General features: G+C 60.2%; 25 protein-coding genes. 7 read left to right on the top strand and 18 right to left on the bottom strand.

Annotation, left to right across the window (positions count from 1 at the left end; all coding sequences use genetic code 11):
• Positions 1-198 precede the first annotated feature (198 nt).
• From HTT03_RS14970 to HTT03_RS18855, 5 genes are read right to left on the bottom strand one after another with little or no spacing between them, the layout of a single operon-like run.
• Positions 199-396 (bottom strand): DUF2783 domain-containing protein, encoded by a 198-nt coding sequence (locus HTT03_RS14970; RefSeq protein WP_174860588.1) that lies wholly within the window; start codon positions 394-396, stop codon positions 199-201.
• Complete coding sequence (locus HTT03_RS14965) at positions 393-2000, bottom strand: FAD-dependent oxidoreductase (protein WP_174860587.1); 1608 nt, start codon at positions 1998-2000, stop codon at positions 393-395. Before HTT03_RS14965 ends, HTT03_RS14970 begins: the two co-directional genes overlap by 4 nt.
• Positions 2001-2037: 37 nt before the next feature.
• On the bottom strand, positions 2038-2988 hold the full coding sequence (locus HTT03_RS14960; protein ID WP_174860586.1) for an MBL fold metallo-hydrolase: 951 nt from the start codon (positions 2986-2988) through the stop codon (positions 2038-2040).
• Between the two features lie 46 nt (positions 2989-3034).
• A complete protein-coding gene (gene fahA, locus HTT03_RS14955; protein ID WP_174860585.1) occupies positions 3035-4288 on the bottom strand; it encodes a fumarylacetoacetase in 1254 nt (417 codons plus the stop codon).
• A 47-nt stretch (positions 4289-4335) separates the two neighbouring features.
• Positions 4336-4461 carry a hypothetical protein gene (locus tag HTT03_RS18855; RefSeq protein ID WP_281361070.1) on the bottom strand — a complete coding sequence of 42 codons (126 nt, stop codon included), beginning with the start codon at positions 4459-4461 and terminating at the stop codon, positions 4336-4338.
• Between the two features lie 66 nt (positions 4462-4527).
• On the opposite strand from HTT03_RS18855, the gene HTT03_RS14950 reads away from it, so the two are divergent.
• Both HTT03_RS14950 and HTT03_RS14945 read left to right on the top strand, forming a co-directional pair.
• Positions 4528-4977, top strand: a complete 450-nt coding sequence (locus HTT03_RS14950) for a MarR family winged helix-turn-helix transcriptional regulator (protein ID WP_174860584.1) — start codon at positions 4528-4530, stop codon at positions 4975-4977.
• A 26-nt stretch (positions 4978-5003) separates the two neighbouring features.
• A complete protein-coding gene (locus HTT03_RS14945; RefSeq protein ID WP_174860583.1) occupies positions 5004-5888 on the top strand; it encodes a DMT family transporter in 885 nt (294 codons plus the stop codon).
• Positions 5889-5890: 2 nt separating this feature from the next.
• On the opposite strand, the gene HTT03_RS14940 is transcribed toward HTT03_RS14945, so the two are convergent.
• Complete coding sequence (locus HTT03_RS14940; protein WP_174860582.1) at positions 5891-6700, bottom strand: division plane positioning ATPase MipZ; 810 nt, start codon at positions 6698-6700, stop codon at positions 5891-5893.
• A 216-nt stretch (positions 6701-6916) separates the two neighbouring features.
• Here HTT03_RS14940 and HTT03_RS14935 point away from each other — a divergent pair, with 216 nt between their 5' ends.
• Positions 6917-7597 (top strand): hypothetical protein, encoded by a 681-nt coding sequence (locus HTT03_RS14935; RefSeq protein WP_174860581.1) that lies wholly within the window; start codon positions 6917-6919, stop codon positions 7595-7597.
• A 150-nt stretch (positions 7598-7747) separates the two neighbouring features.
• On the opposite strand, the gene rpmE is transcribed toward HTT03_RS14935, so the two are convergent.
• From rpmE to HTT03_RS14880, 11 genes are all read right to left on the bottom strand, one after another.
• A complete protein-coding gene (rpmE, locus tag HTT03_RS14930) occupies positions 7748-7969 on the bottom strand; it encodes a 50S ribosomal protein L31 (protein WP_174860580.1) in 222 nt (73 codons plus the stop codon).
• A gap of 11 nt (positions 7970-7980) precedes the next feature.
• Positions 7981-8358 (bottom strand): 50S ribosomal protein L19, encoded by a 378-nt coding sequence (gene rplS, locus HTT03_RS14925; protein ID WP_093927311.1) that lies wholly within the window; start codon positions 8356-8358, stop codon positions 7981-7983.
• A gap of 250 nt (positions 8359-8608) precedes the next feature.
• Positions 8609-8770, bottom strand: a complete 162-nt coding sequence (locus HTT03_RS14920; RefSeq protein ID WP_174860579.1) for a DUF1328 family protein — start codon at positions 8768-8770, stop codon at positions 8609-8611.
• Positions 8771-8838: 68 nt separating this feature from the next.
• Positions 8839-9627: a tRNA (guanosine(37)-N1)-methyltransferase TrmD gene (gene trmD, locus HTT03_RS14915; RefSeq protein ID WP_174860578.1), complete on the bottom strand. Its 789-nt coding sequence runs from the start codon at positions 9625-9627 to the stop codon at positions 8839-8841.
• A 125-nt stretch (positions 9628-9752) separates the two neighbouring features.
• A complete protein-coding gene (gene rimM / locus HTT03_RS14910; protein WP_174860577.1) occupies positions 9753-10280 on the bottom strand; it encodes a ribosome maturation factor RimM in 528 nt (175 codons plus the stop codon).
• Positions 10277-10426 carry a hypothetical protein gene (locus HTT03_RS14905; protein ID WP_174860576.1) on the bottom strand — a complete coding sequence of 50 codons (150 nt, stop codon included), beginning with the start codon at positions 10424-10426 and terminating at the stop codon, positions 10277-10279. Before HTT03_RS14905 ends, rimM begins: the two co-directional genes overlap by 4 nt.
• A complete protein-coding gene (bluB, locus tag HTT03_RS14900; protein WP_174860575.1) occupies positions 10426-11055 on the bottom strand; it encodes a 5,6-dimethylbenzimidazole synthase in 630 nt (209 codons plus the stop codon). Before bluB ends, HTT03_RS14905 begins: the two co-directional genes overlap by 1 nt.
• Before the next feature lie 16 nt (positions 11056-11071).
• Positions 11072-11458, bottom strand: coding sequence for a 30S ribosomal protein S16 (rpsP, locus tag HTT03_RS14895; protein WP_174860574.1), 387 nt, complete (start codon positions 11456-11458; stop codon positions 11072-11074).
• A 43-nt stretch (positions 11459-11501) separates the two neighbouring features.
• Positions 11502-11810, bottom strand: coding sequence for a chorismate mutase (locus HTT03_RS14890; protein WP_174860573.1), 309 nt, complete (start codon positions 11808-11810; stop codon positions 11502-11504).
• Positions 11807-13315 (bottom strand): signal recognition particle protein, encoded by a 1509-nt coding sequence (gene ffh / locus HTT03_RS14885; protein WP_174860572.1) that lies wholly within the window; start codon positions 13313-13315, stop codon positions 11807-11809. Before ffh ends, HTT03_RS14890 begins: the two co-directional genes overlap by 4 nt.
• A 222-nt stretch (positions 13316-13537) precedes the next feature.
• Positions 13538-14119, bottom strand: coding sequence for an FMN-dependent NADH-azoreductase (locus HTT03_RS14880; RefSeq protein ID WP_174860571.1), 582 nt, complete (start codon positions 14117-14119; stop codon positions 13538-13540).
• Positions 14120-14246: 127 nt separating this feature from the next.
• Here HTT03_RS14880 and HTT03_RS14875 point away from each other — a divergent pair, with 127 nt between their 5' ends.
• Both HTT03_RS14875 and HTT03_RS14870 read left to right on the top strand, forming a co-directional pair.
• Positions 14247-15134, top strand: a complete 888-nt coding sequence (locus tag HTT03_RS14875; protein WP_174860570.1) for a LysR family transcriptional regulator — start codon at positions 14247-14249, stop codon at positions 15132-15134.
• A complete protein-coding gene (locus HTT03_RS14870) occupies positions 15122-16024 on the top strand; it encodes a DMT family transporter (RefSeq protein WP_174860569.1) in 903 nt (300 codons plus the stop codon). Before HTT03_RS14875 ends, HTT03_RS14870 begins: the two co-directional genes overlap by 13 nt.
• Positions 16025-16240: 216 nt before the next feature.
• On the opposite strand, the gene HTT03_RS14865 is transcribed toward HTT03_RS14870, so the two are convergent.
• Complete coding sequence (locus tag HTT03_RS14865) at positions 16241-16594, bottom strand: ArsR/SmtB family transcription factor (protein WP_174860568.1); 354 nt, start codon at positions 16592-16594, stop codon at positions 16241-16243.
• Between the two features lie 228 nt (positions 16595-16822).
• On the opposite strand from HTT03_RS14865, the gene HTT03_RS14860 reads away from it, so the two are divergent.
• Together HTT03_RS14860 and HTT03_RS14855 are read left to right on the top strand one after the other, a co-directional pair.
• Complete coding sequence (locus HTT03_RS14860) at positions 16823-17173, top strand: AtpZ/AtpI family protein (protein WP_174860567.1); 351 nt, start codon at positions 16823-16825, stop codon at positions 17171-17173.
• A 1-nt stretch (position 17174) separates the two neighbouring features.
• Positions 17175-17936: a F0F1 ATP synthase subunit A gene (locus tag HTT03_RS14855; RefSeq protein ID WP_174860566.1), complete on the top strand. Its 762-nt coding sequence runs from the start codon at positions 17175-17177 to the stop codon at positions 17934-17936.
• Positions 17937-17960: the final 24 nt, after the last annotated feature.

Below are 17960 nucleotides of genomic sequence, written 5' to 3'. Positions count from 1 at the left end.
ATGCCGAAGCGATTGCGAAGACCCCCTTTGGGGCTTGGGTCAGGTGCACCAGTTGACCTGCTTGTCTCACCGTTTTGACGGGCTGTGTCCTGTCAGTCTGACGATCAGGCTACTTAGGTCAAGCTGGTCTTGGTTATATAGCATCGGAGGTAGCGTCGCGGCGAAGGCGGGCAAGCTTGCAGCCTCAGAGAAACGAAATCACTCAATCTCGCGAGCGGCGCTGAACAGGGCTTCAAGCCGGTCGCGGTCCCCGATCTCATTCGCCAGCATTAACACCAGCCGGGCATTGAGCGCATGGCTTTGCTCTTCGGTCAGCCCCGCATGTGCGGTCATGAGCGCGGCGTAGACAGCATCGCCTTCGGAGCCAAGGCGGTCTTCTAATGTTAAACTGGTCATGTGCTGGCTCCTAAGGCGCGTGTATGGGCGGCTTGGATCGCCGCGCTGTCGGGCTGGGTGAAACAGGCGCAGACATGGCCGTCGGGGCGCAGCAGGTAGAGGCGTTCGCTGCCATAGCGTTGCACAGCGTGACCTTCCGCATCGGTAAAACAGGGGTAGTCCGCCGCGTCTTGATTGATGCCGATACGGGCAATGTTCGGCAACTCAGGCGCGGTGATGTCACCAATCGCCAAGAGCGCAAAACGCCCCTGTGCCTCGCGGATCAGCCATGTCTGACCCGCAGCACCGACCAAAGGCGCGTCTAATAAGGCTTCTCCCGGTTTCAGGGGGGCATCTGCCGCGCTTTGCAAAGGGCTCTCGCCAAGCGAACAGGGCCGGGAAAGACGGCCTGAGTTGATCAGTTTGCGGGCGAAAGGGTGTTTGCCTGCAAGCTTTAGCACCTCATCGCGAAACAGCGCTTCGATGGGCGATTTTGGCGTCATGAAATTGGTCGCGCGGGCCGAGTTGCGCATGTTCTCTTCTGCGCCGTGACCGCGCTCGATGTCGTAGGTCTCGATCAAGCTGGGCTGTGCCTTACCCTGCACCACGGCGGCGAGCTTCCAGCCGAGGTTATCGACATCCTGCACCCCGCCATTGCCGCCCCGCGCGCCAAAGGGGCTGACCACATGGGCGCTGTCGCCGACAAAAATCACGCGGTCATGGACGAACTTCTCCAGCCGCGCACAGCGAAATTTGTAAACGCTCATCCAATCTAGTCGGAAAGGCGCATCGCCGAGCATTTGTTTCAGACGCGGGACGACCTTTTCCTCGGTCGCTTCGGCCTTTGGGTCGGTCTCTGGCCCGAGTTGCAGGTCGATGCGGTAGATATTGTCCGGCTGTTTGTGCAGCAGCGCGGATTGGCCGTTGTGAAAGGGCGGGGCGAACCAGAACCAGCGCTCGGGCGTATCGTGGTCGCCAAAGGGGGAGGTCTCCATCTCCACATCAGCGATCAGAAAGTGTTCGTCGAAGGTCTGGCCCTCGAAAGGCAGGTTCATACGTTTACGGGTGGCGGAGCCCGCGCCGTCGCAGGCGATGTACCAGTCTGCCTCCAGCCGGTAGGGGCCGTCGGGTGTCTCAACCGTCAGTTCGACGTGATCGGCATGGCCTTTGTGATCGATGACCTTATTCAGGAAGCGCAGGTCGATCAGTTCGGGGAAGTCCTGCGCACGTTCAACGAGGTATTCTTCGACGTAATACTGCTGAAGGTTCACGAAAGCCGGGTATTTATGCCCCGGCTCTGGCAGGAGGTCGAAGTTGTAAACCTCCTGCTCGCCGTGAAACTGGCGGCCCACTTTCCACGTGACACCCTTGTCCAGCATCCGCTCCCCGATGCCGAGCCTGTCGAAAATCTCCAGCGTTCGTTTGGCCCAGCAGATCGCGCGAGAGCCGAGGGAGACGACGTTGTTGTCGTCCAGCACCACGGATTTTACGCCGCGCAGGGCAAGATCCACCGCCATCGACAGGCCAATGGGGCCAGCGCCGACGATCACCACCGGGTGCCGCGGCTCGGGCGTGGTTAGACCGAGCGGCGGGCTGTAGGGGAAAGGCGTGTAGGCATAGGCCATGGCGGCATCCTTATCGTCAGAAAGCAGGCGTCGGGGATCAGTCCGACAGTGCCTCCCACATCTCCTTGTCACGTTTGGCGGTCCAGATGCGCGGCGTGTCAATGTCGAGCGCTTCGTCATAGGCGCGGGCGACGTTGAAGGGCAGGCAATGCTCATAGATCGCGTAGTCGCCGAACTTGGGATCACATTCAGCGCGCACGGCGTCCCATGCCTCTTTCAACGTGCCGCCGCGCAAAGCCACGCGGGCTGCGGGACGGTAGGTAGAACGGACGAAGTCGGCGGTGCTGTCGATTGCGGCATTGACCATCTCGCGCCCAACGAGCGCATCACCCCGCCCCGGTGCGATGGCGTCAAGGTCAAAGGCGCGGATGCGTTCCAGCGTGCCGGGCCAGTCGTGGAAATGCCCGTCGCCGCAATAGCAGGCGGAGTGGTATTCGACGATATCGCCGGTGAACATGACGTTCTGATCCGGCACATAGATCACCGCATCACCCGCCGTATGGGCGCGACCCAACTGCATGATGTCGACCCGACGCTTGCCAAGGTAAACGCTCATCCGCCCGTTAAAGGTGGTGGTGGGCCATGTCAGGCCGGGGATGCTTTCATGGCCTTCGAACAGGCGGGGGAAGCGTTCGAACTCGCTGTCCCAGTCCTCTTGCCCCCGTTCGGCCACCATGGCGCGGGCTTTCTCGGACATGATGATCTGCTGCGCGCCGAACGCCGACGCCCCCAAGACACGCACCGCATGGTAATGGGTCAGCACCACATGGCTGATCGGCTTGTCGGTGACCGAGCGGACGCATTCGATAACCTTGTTCGCCAACCGGGGCGTGGCCTGTGCTTCGATAATCATCACGCTATCGTCGCCGATGATCACGCCGGAGTTCGGGTCTCCCTCGGCGGTGAAGGCGTAAAGACCCTCGCCCACCTCGGTGAAGGAGATTTCCTTTTCGGTCATATCGCCTTGTGATGCGAATTGCTTGGCCATGTGATGTCCTTCTGTCTTGTTTTGCCAGCGCGGAAGCGCGGCTTGTTCATGAAAAGTCGATTGCTGGACGGATTTTGCCGGAGCAGCTGCCAAAACCCACGCGGAAGCCATCGCCCTGCGCGTGCCCGGTAAGGGTCAGCGTGTCGCCGTCTTCGACAAAGCTGCGAGTGCTGCCGTCTGCGAGGGTGATCGGCTCCTTGCCGCCCCATGATAGTTCCAGCAGCGACCCGCGCTGCGATTTCTCGGGGCCGGAGATCGTGCCGGAACCTAAAAGATCGCCTGCGTTCATCGCGCAGCCGGAGGAAGCGTGATGCGTGAGTTGCTGCGCGGCGGAGTAATACATCTCGCGGTAATTGGTGCGGGCAATTTCCTCAGCCTCGCCGCCTTCGGGTTGGAGCAGCACCGACAGGTCGATGTCGTAAAGGCCGGGTTTGCTCTCACGCAGATAGGGCAGCAGCTCTTTCTCCCGCTCAGGGGTCGAGGTGCGAAACGGCTCAAGCGCGGCACGGGTCACGATCCAGGGGGAGATCGACGTGGCAAAGGCTTTGGCCTGAAACGGCCCCAGTGGCTGGTATTCCCACGCCTGAATGTCCCGCGCTGACCAATCGTTAAGCAGCACGTAGCCAAAGATCATCTCATCCGCTTCTTCAATGTCGATCGGCTGGCCCATCTCGGTCGAGGTGCCGACGATCGCGCCCATCTCCAACTCGATGTCGAGCTTTTGGCAGGGGCGAAAATGCGGCGCGTCGGCGTCGGGGGCTTTCAATTGGCCGTTGGGCCGCGTGATATCCGTGCCCGAGACAACGACGGTCGAGGCGCGGCCATTATAGCCAATAGGAATGTGCAGCCAGTTCGGCGGCAGCGCATTCTCAGCCCCGCGGAACATCGTGCCGACATTGGTGGCGTGATGCTTCCCGGCGTAGAAATCAGTATATTCCGACACCACCATCGGCATATGCAACCGCGCCTCGGCCATCGGCACGAGATGCGGCGCAACACTGGCTTGGTCAGGGGCGTCGGTGCTGAGCAGGTCAATCAGCCGGGTGCGCAGGACGGTCCAAGCGTCTGGCCCAAGCTCCATCACATCGTTCCAATAAGGCACGTCAAACACCGGCTCTTCGGCAAGAGTGATCAACCCGTCTTCCTCAAGCGCGGCGATGTCGAGGATCTGATCCCCAACCGCCACGCCGCAGCGCGCCTCTAGCCTGTTGGTGGAAAACACGCCGTAGGGCAGGTTGTTCAGCGGAAAGTCAGTGGAAGCTGAGTTGGCGCTCTCCACCCAAGAGGTCATCAGAGTCATATCGGTCCTTTCGGGGGCTGCCGGGTCACTTCTTTCCCGGCGGGCCGTCAAATTTTTCTCAAGGCTTTCCCAGCTGTCGATATGGTCATGCACGCCTCGAACATGAAGGACACCCCCACAAGCGCAGCAGGTGGCCTGTTGTTGATCGTCAATGCCGTGGTCTCGCTGGTCATCTCGGTCCCCTTGCGGAATCTGTTGCGTTTGTAATAGTTGGTTTTGTAACTAACAAGCGATCCCGCATGGAAACCGACAATTTCGACTTACAAGACTTCTTGCCTTACCTGCTGAACCAAGCAGCAGAGGCCTCGTCACTGGAGTTTCAGAAATACTACAAAAACCGCTACGGGATGCTGCGCACCGAATGGCGCGTGCTGTTTCACTTGGGTCTTTATGGGCAACTAACGGCAAGCGAAATTGGCCAGCGCGCGAGGATGCATAAGACCAAGATTAGTCGCGCCGTGCATCGCCTGACGGAACGCCGCTTCGTCACCCGCCGCCGGGATGAAGACGACCGGCGTGTTGAACATCTGGCGCTTACCCGCCAAGGGCTGGCGGCCTATGCCGAATTGCGTGACGTCGCACAACGCTATGACGCCGAACTTTTAAATGCGCTCGACCCGGCAGAGGCTGAGCTGCTGCGCCGTGTGCTCAGGAAATTATCCGAGGCCCGACCGGGGGGCTTTACTTAACCCCCTCAAAGCGTCACCGATGCGCCATGACAGATCAAACCAAAGGCCTCCTGCTCACCTTTCTAGGCGTGATATGCATCGTCCCAGAAGCGCTTTTCGTGCGGGTGATCGACGCGCCAACACTGACGCTGGCCTTTTGGAAGGTGGCTTTGGTCGGTGTCGCCATTAGTGTGGGCCTCTTGGTCATACAAGGCACAGCGCCGTTCCGAGCCCTGCGCCAAGGGGGCTGGGCCAGCGCGATCTATGTCGGCGGCGCGGCCTGCGCCGGTGTGGGCTTTGTGTTGGCGGTGCGGCTGACTTCAGTGGCCAATGTGGTCTTTATCCTCGCGTCCCTGCCGGTCTTTGCCGCGCTCTATAGCCGGGTGTTTCTGGGCGAAGCGATCAGCCGACGGATGCTCTTTACCATCGCGGCTGTGCTCTTGGGGCTCGCCGTTATTGCCTATGGTTCAGGCACATCCGAGAACGCTTCGCTGGCAGGCGATCTCGTAGCTCTAGCCATTTCGGCTATTTTCGCGGCCGCTCTTACGGCGGCGCGCCACGCGCGGGCGATCTCGATGGTGCCGGCGGTGGCACTGGCCTATTTGATCGCCGCAATTGCCGTGCTGCCCATTGCAGACCCTCTCGCCATGCCCGCCAGCGAAATGCCTCAGCTGGCGCTCTATGCGTTGTTTATCGGGCTCAGTACCGGGCTGATCTCTTTGGGCCCGCGCTATATCAGCAGCGCCGAAGTGGGGTTGCTGGTCTTGCTGGAATCCGTGCTGGCGCCGCTGCTGGTCTGGGCTGTGTTAGGCGAAGATCCGGGCATCTATGCACTGATCGGCGGGGGCATTGTGCTAGGCGCGCTGTTCCTGTCGAACCTCATCGCCCTGTCACGGCGCCGCCGCGTAGTGCCACCGATGCCGCGCCACTGACCTTAAAAGTCTGGCGTTACACCGGGCAATTCAAGCGCTTTGATCAACTCACGCAGCTCTTGCCGGGCGGCGATATTAGAGATGTTCAACTGCTTCACCCCAATATCCTTAAGGTCAAGCAAGGTCAGCCCGCGCGGGAACAACTCGCGGAAAATCACCCGCTCATTGAACCCCGGTGCCGGGCGAAAGCCAATGCGCTTGCTGAGGTTGCCGATGGCACGTTCCATCTTTTCTTTGTTCACCATACGCTGCGCACCCAAGCGGTTGCGCACCACGATCCAGTCAATGGCAGAAAGCCCCGCCTGCGCTCGCAACTGCCGCGCGTTCCAAACCATCTCTGAATAGACCGAAGGCCCGGTGATCTTTTCCCCATTGGCATCGATATGCGCCAGAAGATCGAAATCGATAAAACTGTCGTTAAGCGGGGTGATCAAGGTGTCAGCCAGCGAATGCGCCACCTGACTAAGCCGGGTATGCGAGCCGGGGCAGTCGATCAGGATAAAGTCATTGTCAGGCTCAAGTGCCGCCACCGCCGCGCTGAGCCGATGGTCGTACATATTCTCACCCGGCCGCAGGCTGCTCGCCTCGACGTCGGGCAACTCACACAGCGAGGGGCTGGCCAGCTCCAGCCCAGCCTCGCGGGTAAAGTTCTTCCGGTTCTCTATATAGCGGGCAAAGGTGCGCTGGCGCAGGTCCAGATCGAGCCCGCTGACCTTATGCCCCAAACGCGCCAAGGCTGTCGCCACATGCATCGAAACGGTCGATTTTCCCGCGCCGCCTTTTTCGTTACCGACGACGATAATATGCGCCATGCTGCTGTCCCTTCGCGCCTGCTGTTTCAGCAAGATATTGTTGAACCGCACTATATGTAGGGTTTGCAGCTTTGGAAAGTGGCGAGGCCCTATTGCCACGGTCAGAGGGTGGAGTGCTGTGGCATCTTTGCAGAGCGTGCAATGCGCATTATGGTGCTAAGTCCAAAATCAAATTCGCCCCGCACAAGGTGATGCACAGGTTTGAAGGGTAGCAAGGTGTCAAAGACAACACAGCATATAGGCGACAGGCCCGCCGCGGAGCACCCTCAAGGGTTGCCGACACTTAAGACCGTGTTCGCCGAATTGCTGCTCTTCTGCCTGTTCGTGGCGCTCGTGCCGGTCACTGTCTATCTTGATACCGCCGTCTGGGGTGACGGCGTGTCCGAAGACTCGATCACCGAACATCTGCACAACACGCTTTTGGCAATCGCCGCCGCGCTCTTTGCCTTGGGCGCCTATCAGCTCACTGAGTTGCGCGGCTATTTAACCCTCGCGGCAACCCTGTTCACCTGTATGTTCCTGCGCGAATATGATGCTGCCTTAGACCGTATTCAGCATGGTTTCTGGATCTATCCGGCGCTGGCGGTATTCTTCATCGGCATATGGATCGCATGGCGCAATAGAGGCACAACCCGCCTGCCATTGCTGCATCACCTCTCCACACGATCTGCCACCTTCGTCTATATCGGCATCGTACTCTTGCTGTTCTTCTCGCGCACCTTCGGAACCAGCGCTCTTTGGGAGGCCGTAATGGGTGCAGCCTATATGCCGCAGGTCAAAACCACTGTGCAGGAGGGCACGGAACTATTGGCCTATCTGCTGATCGCCTATGGCGCAGTGCTGTCTCATCTACACCGCTATGGTGCCCACGCCCCGCTCCAAGAGCACCGCAGCTAACGGCCACCTCCCCCTTCTCTTCATCCTTTGTTAAATACCGTGCACAACGGCCCAACGCGCAGAGGGTTCGCGGTGTGAACGCTCCGGCCCCCAAACGCAAAAGGCGCAGCCCATGGGCCGCGCCTTCCAACTCTCGCATAGGGTAAAGGCTTAGAAGCCCAGACCTGCGTATTTGTTCTTGAACTTCGACACGCGGCCGCCGGTGTCCATGATACGGCCAGTGCCGCCGGTCCACGCGGGGTGTACGGAGGGGTCGATGTCGAGCGCCAGCTGGTCGCCCTCTTTGCCCCACGTCGATTTCATTTCCACAACGGTACCATCGGTCATTTTGACGTTGATGATGTGGTAATCGGGATGTGTATCGGTTTTCATCGATCAGTCCTTTATGCGTTCGCGCGAGGCTTGTAGTGGGCGTTTTCGACGATCCGTGCGGATTTACCGCGACGGCTGCGCAGGTAGTACAGCTTGGCGCGACGAACGCGGCCACGGCGCACAACGGTGATGCTGTCGATGTTGGTCGAGTGCAGCGGGAACACACGTTCCACACCTTCGCCGAAGGAAATTTTGCGCACGGTGAAGGACCCGGCAATGCCATGGCCGTTCTTGCGCGAAATGCAAACGCCTTCGTAGTTCTGCACACGGGTGCGGGTGCCTTCGGTGACTTTAAAGCCAACACGAATGGTGTCACCGGCACGGAAGTCGGGGATTTCTTTCCCCAGTTCGGCGACTTGTTCCGCCTCGATCTCTGCGATCAGGTTCATCTGACCATTCTCCTATGATGTTCGCGGTATTCCACGAAATTATGTTGCGACCCAGAGCTTCGGGTTCTGTCGGGCAGCGCCGTGATCTGTTCAGACCGCAAGGCCCCCGCCGGAGGTATCGTCGTCATTCCTTAGTCTTTTGCGTAAACGCAAAGCACCGGAGCCGCCAAAGCGATTCCGGATGATCGGGGTATAGGGGCAAGGGATTGCAGGATCAAGGGGCTGTTGCCTGCCTTGATCCCGCATAAGGCTAGGCCAGCGCGATCACGCCCAAGACAACGAGCAAAAACAGCACCAGCACAATGCCGATAAGCACCTTCGCCCCCGTCATCGCGGCACCGGATACCCGGCCAAAACCCAAGAGTGCCGCCACGGCGGCGACGATGAGCAAAATAAGAATAATCTCTAGCATGTGTTGTCTCCCTCCAATGTGAAGGATCAACGCGAGGTTAAGAGCAGCGGTTCCTTAAGCCGCCTGTCTTAGCCCTTCTCTTGATGTTTGGCCCACATATCGGGGCGGCGCCTGCGGGTAAGATCCTCGGCCTGCGCCTGCCGCCATTTGGCAATCTCACCGTGGTTGCCCGACATCAGAACGGGAGGAATTTCGCGTCCCTCCCATTCGGCGGGGCGGGTGTATTGCGGATGCTCTAACAGGCCAGAGGCATGGCTTTCTTCTTCGATGCTTTCAGCGTTGCCCAGCACGCCGGGCAGCAAGCGCACAGTCGCATCGATCATCGCCTGCGCGGCCAACTCGCCCCCGGTCATGACGAAATCACCCAAGCTCACTTCGGTGATGCCGAAATGCTCTATCACGCGCTCATCTACACCCTCAAACCGGCCACAGAGCATGGTGACCCCCGCGCAATCTGCCAGATCGCGGGCCATCGCCTGATCGAACCGCCGCCCGCGCGGTGACATATAGAGGATCGGCCAGCGCCCCCGCGCATGGCTCTGCGCCTTGGCAAGGGCCGGGCCAACCACATCGGCCCGTATCACCATTCCCGCGCCACCGCCCGCGGGCGTATCATCAACGTTGCGGTGTTTGCCGATCCCGAATTCGCGCAGGTCATGGGTGTGCAACTGCCAGCGCCCGTCTTGCAGCGCCTTCCCGGTCAGGCTCGCCCCCAATACGCCAGGGAAGAGATCAGGAAACAATGTCACGATCCGCGCTTGCCAAACATCGGCGTAGTCTGGCGCATCTTGCATCAAGGCGCGAGGTTTTAGGCTAGGCCGTGCGCTTTGGCGTCCGTGAGAGCGGGTCGGTTTCATGCGGTTCCTGCCTGTTTGTGTAGGGCGGTCTCGGCGCGGCGGCGCGCGACAGGGTCATCGGCGTGTTCGCGGTTGACGTCAAGCAAAGCCTGAAACTGATCCGCTGGCATCCTTCGGCACCTTTGTTAGTCGTCTGTGCTATCCGGCAGCACACCCAAGGGCGGGTCGGCGACGATACGGCCTGATGCAAGATCGACCGTCGGCACTGCGGCCTTGGTAAAGGGCAGGAAGGTGGTGGCCGACGTGCCGGCCAATTGCAGTTCCAGCAAGTCGTCTGCTCCGTGGTTCTGAACCGTCTTCACACGGCCCAAGAGCACGCCGCCAGTGTCATAGACCTCAAGCCCGATCAGATCGGCGTGGTAAAATTCATCATCCGGCAGGCCGGGCAGTTGGTCGCGCGCGGCAAAGAGCGAGACGCCGCGCAACGCATCGGCTTCTTCCTTCGTCGCAATCTCAGTAACCCGCGCCGCAAATCCGTTTTTGACCGGATGCAGCAGCGCGAGGTTAAAGGTCCGGCTGCCGTCTTCGGTGTAAAGGGGGCGGTAGGTCTCGATATCCTCCGGCTCGGCGCAATAGCTTTTCACGCGCACTTCGCCGCGCACGCCGTAGGCGCCGGCGATGGCACCGACGCAGATCAGGTCTTGGTCACTCATTGCAACAACTCCGAATTCACACAGATCGTCCCGGTCCATTCCCCGGCACCGGCTTTGCATTCGTCCTGCATTAACTGCCGATCATAGCGGATGCCAAGGACAAAGCCGAGCACCAGCACGGCCAGAAGGAACAGCAATTTTCTCATCAACGGGTCTCGATCTTCAGACTTGGGGCGCGGGTCTCCCAACCCTTGGTTTCCAGTTCCGGCGTCAGGCTGTTGTCCTCTGGCCAGCCCATGCAGAGATAGGCCACCAGCGACCAGTCCTTTGGCACCTCAAGGTCGCGGTTCAGCCGCGCGGGGTCAAGCACTGAGACCCAGCCCAGCCCAAGCCCGTGGGCGCGGGCGGTGAGCCACATCAGGCTGATCGCACCGACCACGGAATAGCGGCGCATCTCGGACATGGTTCCAGCGCCAAGACCGCTGCCTTTGTCGGTGCTGTCATCGCAGTAAATCGCCAGTTGCTCCGGCGCATCGCTCATGCCCGAGAGCTTAAGCCCGGCGTAGCGCTCTGCCTTCTCGCCGTCGTATCCGGCAAGGGCGCGGGCATTGGCTGTTTGAAAATTTTCAAGCGCGGCTTGGCGCGCGGTGTCAGACCTCACGCGGATGATCCGCCACGGTTCCGACAGGCCCACAGAAGGGGCGAGAGAGAAGCTGTCGAGGCAGGTTTGCACCAGCGCCTCGTCCAGCGGGTCTGTGCGAAAGCGGCGCACATCGCGCCGCCATCGCATCAGGTCGTGCAGCCCGGCGCGGAAGTCTTCAGAGAATTCATCCATGCCGGGCGCTCGCAGATTATTCTGCGGAGGCTTCTTCGGCAGGCGCGTTAGCAGCTTCGGCAGCGGCTGCGGCTTTGTCGGCTTTTTCCTGAGCGCGCTCTTGGGCTTTCTTGCCCGGTGTGCCCTTCTTGGGGTTGTTGCGCTCGGTCTTTTCTTTGACGCCAGCGGCTTCCAACATGCGTGTCACACGCTCTGTGGGCTGGGCGCCTTTGGCGATCCATTCTTGGATCTTTTCAACGTCCATTTTCACGCGCTCTTCGCTGTCTTTCGGCAGCAGCGGGTTGTAGGTGCCCAGCTTCTCGATGAAGCGGCCGTCGCGTGGCATGCGGCTGTCGGCGGCAACGATACGGTAGAAGGGGCGCTTTTTGGAGCCGCCGCGGGCGAGACGAATTTTCATGGCCATGGTGAGTAGTCCTTTAGGTTGGTTGGGGGGACGGGAGGCCGTCCTATTCTTGGTGGGTTTTGTGGTGCCGAATGACTTCGGCGATGATGAAGTTCAGGAACTTCTTGGCGAATACAGGGTCAAGGTCCGCTGCTTCCGCCAAATCTTCGAGCCGCTCGATCTGAGCCGCTTCGCGGGCCGGATCGGACGGGGGAAGGTCGTGTGTGGCCTTAAGTTTCCCCACGGCCTGTGTGTGTTTGAACCGCTCGCCCAGCGTATAGACGAGGATCGCGTCGAGCCGGTCGATGCTGGCGCGGTGCTCTTTCAGCAACTCGGCGGCGCGGGCGGCGGTATCTGTGGTGGTGTCGGTCATTTCTTCTTCCCGAAACCGCTAAGCCCGCTGGGCAGACCCATGCCGCCACCCATGCCGCCCAGACCACCGGGCAGCTTGCCGCCCATCTGCTTGGCCGCCGCTTCCAGCGCTTTGGGGTCCATCTGCGACGGGTCCATGCCGCCGGGCATACCGCCTTTGCCCATCATGCCTTTCATGGCCTGCTTGAGCATACCGCCTTTGCCCATTTTGCCCATCTTCTTCATCATGTCGGACATCTGGCGGTGCATCTTCATCAGCTTGTTGAGGTCAGAGACCTCCATGCCGGCACCTTTGGCGATACGCTTCTTGCGGCTGGCCTGCAGCAGGGCAGGGTTGGCGCGTTCTTTCTTGGTCATGGACTGGATCAGCGCGATCTGTTGCTTGAGGATCTTGTCGTCGAAACCGGCGTCCTCGACCTGTTTCGCCATTTTCCCCATGCCGGGCATCATGCCCATCATGCCCTGCATGCCGCCCATCTTGATCATCTGTTCAAGCTGCATCTTGAGGTCGTTCATGTTGAACTGACCCTTGGCCATGCGCTTCATCATCTTCTCGGCCTGTTCGGCCTCGATGGTTTCTTGGGCCTTCTCGACCAGCGCGACGATGTCGCCCATGCCAAGGATACGGCCTGCGATGCGCTCAGGCTCGAAGGTCTCGAGCGCGTCCATCTTCTCGCCCAGGCCGACGAATTTGATCGGCTTGCCGGTGACCGCACGCATCGACAGCGCGGCACCGCCACGGCCGTCGCCGTCCATCCGGGTGAGGACGACGCCGGTGATGCCGATCCGCTCGTCAAAGTTCTCGGCGGTGTGCACGGCGTCTTGGCCCGTTAGGCCATCGACCACCAGCAATGTTTCACGTGGATTGGCCACGTCGCGCACGGCTTTGACCTGTTGCATCAACTCTTCGTCGATGGACAGGCGGCCCGCGGTGTCGAGCATATAGACGTCATAGCCGCCCAGACCCGCCTGCGTTTTGGCGCGCTTGGCAATCTGCACGGGGCTTTCGCCCTTAACGATCGGCAGCGTGTCGACGCCGATCTGCGTGCCGAGGATTGCCAACTGCTCCATCGCCGCGGGGCGGTTCACGTCGAGCGAGGCCATCAGCACGCGCTTGCCATCACGCTCTTTCATGCGTTTGGCGAGTTTTGCTGTGGTGGTGGTCTTACCGCCCCCCTGCAGGCCGACCATGAGGATCGGCGCGGGCGGGCTGTCGATCTTCAGCGAACCGGGTTCGCCTTCGCCTTTCAGCACGTCGATCAGCGCGTCATGAACGATCTTAACGACCTGCTGGCCCGGCGTGACCGATTTGGTCACCGCTTGGCCGGTGGCCTTTTCCTGAACCGTTTTGACGAATTCACGCGCCACGGGCAGCGAGACGTCGGCCTCCAGCAGGGCGACGCGCACTTCGCGCAGGGCGGTTTTGACGTCTTCGTCGCTGAGCGCGCCTTGCTTGGTCAGGCGGTCAAAGACACCAGAGAGCCGTTCGCTAAGATTTTCAAACATGGGCACAGGGCCTTTCGGGTCGGTTGCACTTGCCCCTATTTAAGGACGCGCGCGAAAATGCACAAATGCCCCAGTGGGCGCAACGCGCTGACTGGGGGCGATCCCGACCACAAGCCGGGACCGGAAGGCAATGCTTCCGGAGATTGGGTGGCATTTACGCGCTGACGGCGGACGAGTCAAGCCAGCGGTGGCGCGGGGCGGTAAGACGCCCCGCGCGAAAGGTCAGGCGGCGCTCAGCGCGTCGATTTGAGCGTTGGCGCGGGCAATGGTGCTTTCTGCGTCCACGGCCAATTGGTCGGCAGCCACAAAGGTCACATCCGTGATGCCCAAAAAGCCCAGCACAAACCGCAGGTAGCCGCTGGCGAAATCTGCGGTGGAATCAATGCCGGTGCCGCCCGAGGCGAAGGCCACGATGACCCGCTTGTTCTCCAACAGTCCTTCGGGGCCATTCTCAGTATAACGGAAGGTCACACCGACGCGGGCAATAAGGTCGATCCACGCCTTGAGCGAGGCCGGAATGGTAAAGTTGTAGATCGGCGCACCGATGACGATGGTGTCGGCGGCTTGCACTTCGGCAATCAACGCGTTGGACAAAGCGAGCGCTTCATCATCCAAGGCGCTACGCTCGTCTTCGGACTTCACGCGGGCGCTGGCCCATGTGGAATCAATCAGCGGCAGCGGATCACTGGCGATGTCTCGGGTAACAACCTCGCTATCGCCGAGGGTGGAAATGATGCGGTCCATCAGCTTACGGGTGACGGAATTTTCGCGGTTCACAGATGTTTCGATACGTAGGACGGTCATGGAATGGCTCTTTATCTAGGGTAAGAAAAGTGTTGCCGAGGAATTGGGCATTGCGTGCGCGAACGCAACTGCCAGAATGCGGGTGGCTATGTTCACTGACGCACAGATTTGATTGGCAGGGGGCCGAATGGACAACTGGGACGAAATTAGAACGGCCTATCAGGTGGCGCAGCTTGGCACGGTAAGCGGTGCGGCGGATGTGCTGGGCGTACATCATGCCACGGTGATCCGGCATATCGATGCCTTGGAGGGGCGACTTGGCGTGAAGCTGTTTCAACGTCATGCCCGAGGCTACACCGCCACAGAGGCGGGCGAAGACCTGCTGCGGGTGGCGCGGGCGACCGACGATCAGTTTAGCCAATTGGCCGGGCGGATCAAAGGCCGAGGGAGCGATGTTTCAGGCGAGTTGGTAATCACCTCACTGGATTTCCTTGCCCCCCGGCTGGCGCCGTTGTTGACCGAGTTCCAGCGGCAGAACCCCGAGTTAGTGGTGCGCTACCTGATCGGCGATCGCCTGTTCCGGCTTGAATACGGCGAGGCGCATGTCGCCGTGCGTGCCGGGGCCGCGCCGGATCAGCCCGACAACGTGGTGCAGCCCTATGCACAGCTAGCCGTAGGAGCCTATGCGAGTCGCGACTACGTCAAGCAATACGGCGTCCCACAGGGGCCAGAGGACTACGCCAAACATCGGTTCATTGCAGAGGACAACCGCGACAGCCGAGCGCCCTATCAAAAATGGCTCTGGGCGACGGTGCCAGAGGACAGCATCACGTGGCGCAGTTCCAGTGGTGCCGCAATGGAGGCGGCGCTGCGGGCCGGGGCCGGGATCGGGGCGCTGCCGGCGGCGCAGGGGCGGGGCGACCCGGATCTTGTTGAGATCCACGCCCCCCGCGCGGATTGGGCCAGTGCGCTTTGGCTGGTAACCCATGTCGATCTGCACCGCACCAGCAAGGTGCAAGCGGTGCTGGCCTTTCTAAAAGAGCACGCCGAGGGCGCCGTCGCATGTCCCGACTAAGCGCTGCGGCGCAGGGCCATTTGGCAATGCTGTGCTTTTCAGCGTTGGTGGCTGGGTCTTTCTCGCTTGGGGCGCAGGTGGCGAACGAGATCGGGCCGACGGTCCTGAACGCCGTCCGTTTTGCTTTGGCAACGCTCTTGGTGGGCGGCTTGGCCTGGGCGCGTGGGGATCGGTTTCGCACAGGCTTTGCCGCGCCTTGGCGGTATTTTGTGCTCGCGGGGCTGTTTACGCTTTATTTCGTGTTGATGTTCGAAGGGTTGAAGACGGCGCCCCCGGTCTCGGCAGCGGCGGTGTTTACGCTTGTGCCGGTCATGTCGGCGGGGGTGGCGTGGCTGCTGATGCGGCAGGTGATGACACCGCGCATGGCGCTCGCGCTCGCGATCGGCGGGGCCGGGGCGCTTTGGGTGATTTTTCGTGGTGATCTATCCGCATTTCTGACGTTTGACGTTGGGCGAGGTGAGGCGATCTATTTTGTCGGTTGCATCTGCCATGCCATCTATGCGCCGATGGTGCGTTGGTTGAACCGCGGTGAGAGTGCCGTGCTCTTTACCTTTGGCACGTTGTTCGCCGGGACGGTTTTGCTCACGGTCTATGGTTGGTCCGACCTTGTGCAAACCGATTGGGCCGGGCTAAGGCCGTTGGTTTGGATCACGATCCTATATGTCGCGGTCTTTGCCACAGCGGCCACGGTGGTGCTGTTGCAGTTTGCCGCTTTGCGGCTGCCCTCTGCCAAGGTGATGGCTTATACCTATCTTACGCCAAGCTGGGTAATCTTATGGGAAGCGGGCTTTGGCAACGCCTTGCCCGGCACGCTGGTTTGGGGAGGCGTTGCCCTCACGATTTTGGCGCTCTACCTGCTTTTGCGCGACGATAGCCGAGAAAAATCATAGATTTGCGGAATTTTTGGGTTTTCCTGGAACCCAGCCCTATGGCGCTGCGTTGGGGGGTGAAATCAAAGTAAAAGGATACTCCATGCGTAGCATTTTATACCTGATCGGTTTGATCGTAGTGGTTTTGGCTATTTTGCGTTTTGCATTCGGCGTCATCTGATCGCCGATTGATCTTCCCCTTGTCTTATTTACCTCGTGGCAAGGGGAGATCACTCTCTACTCCGCGTGTGGCGCGGCGCCTTCCACCACATCCGGCAACTCGCTTTCCAGAAAGCGTTCGAAGGCCTCAAGGTTCACCGGCTCGAACTGCCCGAACCCCTGCATCCAGATCGACGCATCCCGCAGCGCATCTGGCTCCAGCTTGCACCATTTCACACGCCCGCGTTTTTCTTGACTGATCAGCCCTGCGGCTGTCAGCACACCGAGGTGCTTTGAGATTGCCACCAGCGACATCTCGAAGGGCTCTGCTACATCCGTCACTGCCATATCGTCTTCCAATAGCATCGCAAGAATGGCGCGGCGCGTGGGATCAGCGAGGGCGGCGAACACCTGATCTAGATCTTTTGTCATACCCTCCCATAGCGCGGACCGGAGGTGTGGGGAAGCGCTGCCAGCGGTCTCTTAACCCGCAGGTTAAATAAGGATGAAGTGCGGTTCGCGGGAGCGCCGCCCGCTGTCGTTCCGGGTGCGAGTGCTTAAGTCACTGTTTTTACGTCGAGTTCTGCGAGGCTAATCGCAGTTGACTCTAACACCCCCTGACATTAGCACCGCAGCAGATATTCCGATGGGGATTTTGGTGTGACCAGCCCGGACCAACGGCAGCAGATGGAGCAGCTTGAGGCCAAACTGGCAGCTGCAAAGCAACGCAGCGCACCCAAGCCTCGGGCGGATGAGCATTATTCGCAGGCCAATATGGCATGGCGGATGGTGATAGAACTTGTGGCCGGTCTTGGGATCGGTTTCGGCATCGGATACGGGCTGGATGTGCTCTTTGGCACGCTGCCCATCTTCATGGTGCTATTTGTAATGCTGGGCCTTGCGGCGGGGGTGAAGACGATGCTCCGCACCGCTGAGGAAATCCAGGGTAAACAACAGGCCGAACCGGCCGAACAGGATACGCCCCATTCGGGCAAGGACGAGGGAGCCTGAGATGGCAACGACGACAGAAGGCGCAGAAACAGGCGGTCTGGAATTCCACCCGATGGACCAGTTCATCGTATCGCCGCTCTTTGGTGACGATGCTTCCGTTGCTTGGTACACCATCACCAACGCCACTTTCTGGATGGCGCTGGCGGTTCTGGCGACCTTCGCCCTGCTGGTGTTGGGCAGCGCGCGTCGCTCTGTCGTGCCAGGCCGGATGCAATCGGTCGCGGAACTGGCTTATGGCTTCATCCACAAGATGGTCGAAGACATCTGCGGCAAAGAAGGGCTGAAGTTCTTCCCCTACATCATGACCTTGTTCATGTTCATCGTAATGGCCAACTTCCTCGGCCTGATCCCGACAGCCTTTACGCCGACGTCCCACTTCGCTGTGACTGTGGTCTTGGCACTGGCGGTGTTCATCACCGTGACCGTGGTCGGCTTTGTCAAAAACGGCGCGGCGTTCCTCAGCCTCTTCTGGGTGTCCTCGGCGCCTCTGGCTCTGCGTCCGGTGCTGGCGATCATCGAATTGATCAGCTATTTCGTGCGCCCTGTTAGCCACTCCATTCGTCTGGCGGGTAACGTCATGGCGGGCCACGCGGTGATCAAAGTTTTCGCTGGTTTTGCTGCCATCGCAGTGATCTCGCCAGTGTCGGTCGTCGCGATCACCGCGATGTACGGTCTCGAAGTGCTGGTGGCCTTTATTCAGGCCTATGTCTTTACCATCCTGACATGCGTGTACCTCAAGGACGCGCTGCACCCCGCACACTAACAACCCCAACAACGGCGGGGTTTC

It is taken from the genome of Sulfitobacter maritimus (genome assembly GCF_013346665.1).
In the GTDB taxonomy this organism is placed as follows: Bacteria; Pseudomonadota; Alphaproteobacteria; order Rhodobacterales; family Rhodobacteraceae; genus Sulfitobacter; species Sulfitobacter maritimus.
The sequence above is the reverse complement of the archived record's forward strand: the minus strand, read 5'-3'. Positions and strand labels throughout refer to the sequence as shown.

Excerpts from the sequence above, each read along its gene's own strand:
- HTT03_RS14875 (WP_174860570.1), top strand. The coding sequence starts at position 14,247 with ATGGACAACTGGGACGAAATTAGAACGGCCTATCAGGTGGCGCAGCTT.
- bluB (WP_174860575.1), bottom strand. The coding sequence starts at position 11,055 with ATGGATGAATTCTCTGAAGACTTCCGCGCCGGGCTGCACGACCTGATG.
- HTT03_RS14945 (WP_174860583.1), top strand. The coding sequence starts at position 5,004 with ATGACAGATCAAACCAAAGGCCTCCTGCTCACCTTTCTAGGCGTGATA.
- HTT03_RS14940 (WP_174860582.1), bottom strand. The coding sequence starts at position 6,700 with ATGGCGCATATTATCGTCGTCGGTAACGAAAAAGGCGGCGCGGGAAAA.
- HTT03_RS14965 (WP_174860587.1), bottom strand. The coding sequence starts at position 2,000 with ATGGCCTATGCCTACACGCCTTTCCCCTACAGCCCGCCGCTCGGTCTA.
- ffh (WP_174860572.1), bottom strand. The coding sequence starts at position 13,315 with ATGTTTGAAAATCTTAGCGAACGGCTCTCTGGTGTCTTTGACCGCCTG.
- HTT03_RS14870 (WP_174860569.1), top strand. The coding sequence starts at position 15,122 with ATGTCCCGACTAAGCGCTGCGGCGCAGGGCCATTTGGCAATGCTGTGC.
- HTT03_RS14970 (WP_174860588.1), bottom strand. The coding sequence starts at position 396 with ATGACCAGTTTAACATTAGAAGACCGCCTTGGCTCCGAAGGCGATGCT.
- HTT03_RS14880 (WP_174860571.1), bottom strand. The coding sequence starts at position 14,119 with ATGACCGTCCTACGTATCGAAACATCTGTGAACCGCGAAAATTCCGTC.
- HTT03_RS14905 (WP_174860576.1), bottom strand. The coding sequence starts at position 10,426 with ATGAGAAAATTGCTGTTCCTTCTGGCCGTGCTGGTGCTCGGCTTTGTC.
- rplS (WP_093927311.1), bottom strand. The coding sequence starts at position 8,358 with ATGAACCTGATCGCAGAGATCGAGGCGGAACAAGTCGCCGAACTGGGG.
- rpmE (WP_174860580.1), bottom strand. The coding sequence starts at position 7,969 with ATGAAAACCGATACACATCCCGATTACCACATCATCAACGTCAAAATG.
- rimM (WP_174860577.1), bottom strand. The coding sequence starts at position 10,280 with ATGAGTGACCAAGACCTGATCTGCGTCGGTGCCATCGCCGGCGCCTAC.
- HTT03_RS14950 (WP_174860584.1), top strand. The coding sequence starts at position 4,528 with ATGGAAACCGACAATTTCGACTTACAAGACTTCTTGCCTTACCTGCTG.
- HTT03_RS18855 (WP_281361070.1), bottom strand. The coding sequence starts at position 4,461 with ATGACCAGCGAGACCACGGCATTGACGATCAACAACAGGCCACCTGCT.
- HTT03_RS14960 (WP_174860586.1), bottom strand. The coding sequence starts at position 2,988 with ATGGCCAAGCAATTCGCATCACAAGGCGATATGACCGAAAAGGAAATC.
- HTT03_RS14890 (WP_174860573.1), bottom strand. The coding sequence starts at position 11,810 with ATGACCGACACCACCACAGATACCGCCGCCCGCGCCGCCGAGTTGCTG.
- fahA (WP_174860585.1), bottom strand. The coding sequence starts at position 4,288 with ATGACTCTGATGACCTCTTGGGTGGAGAGCGCCAACTCAGCTTCCACT.
- HTT03_RS14920 (WP_174860579.1), bottom strand. The coding sequence starts at position 8,770 with ATGCTAGAGATTATTCTTATTTTGCTCATCGTCGCCGCCGTGGCGGCA.
- trmD (WP_174860578.1), bottom strand. The coding sequence starts at position 9,627 with ATGAAACCGACCCGCTCTCACGGACGCCAAAGCGCACGGCCTAGCCTA.
- rpsP (WP_174860574.1), bottom strand. The coding sequence starts at position 11,458 with ATGGCCATGAAAATTCGTCTCGCCCGCGGCGGCTCCAAAAAGCGCCCC.
- HTT03_RS14855 (WP_174860566.1), top strand. The coding sequence starts at position 17,175 with ATGGCAACGACGACAGAAGGCGCAGAAACAGGCGGTCTGGAATTCCAC.
- HTT03_RS14865 (WP_174860568.1), bottom strand. The coding sequence starts at position 16,594 with ATGACAAAAGATCTAGATCAGGTGTTCGCCGCCCTCGCTGATCCCACG.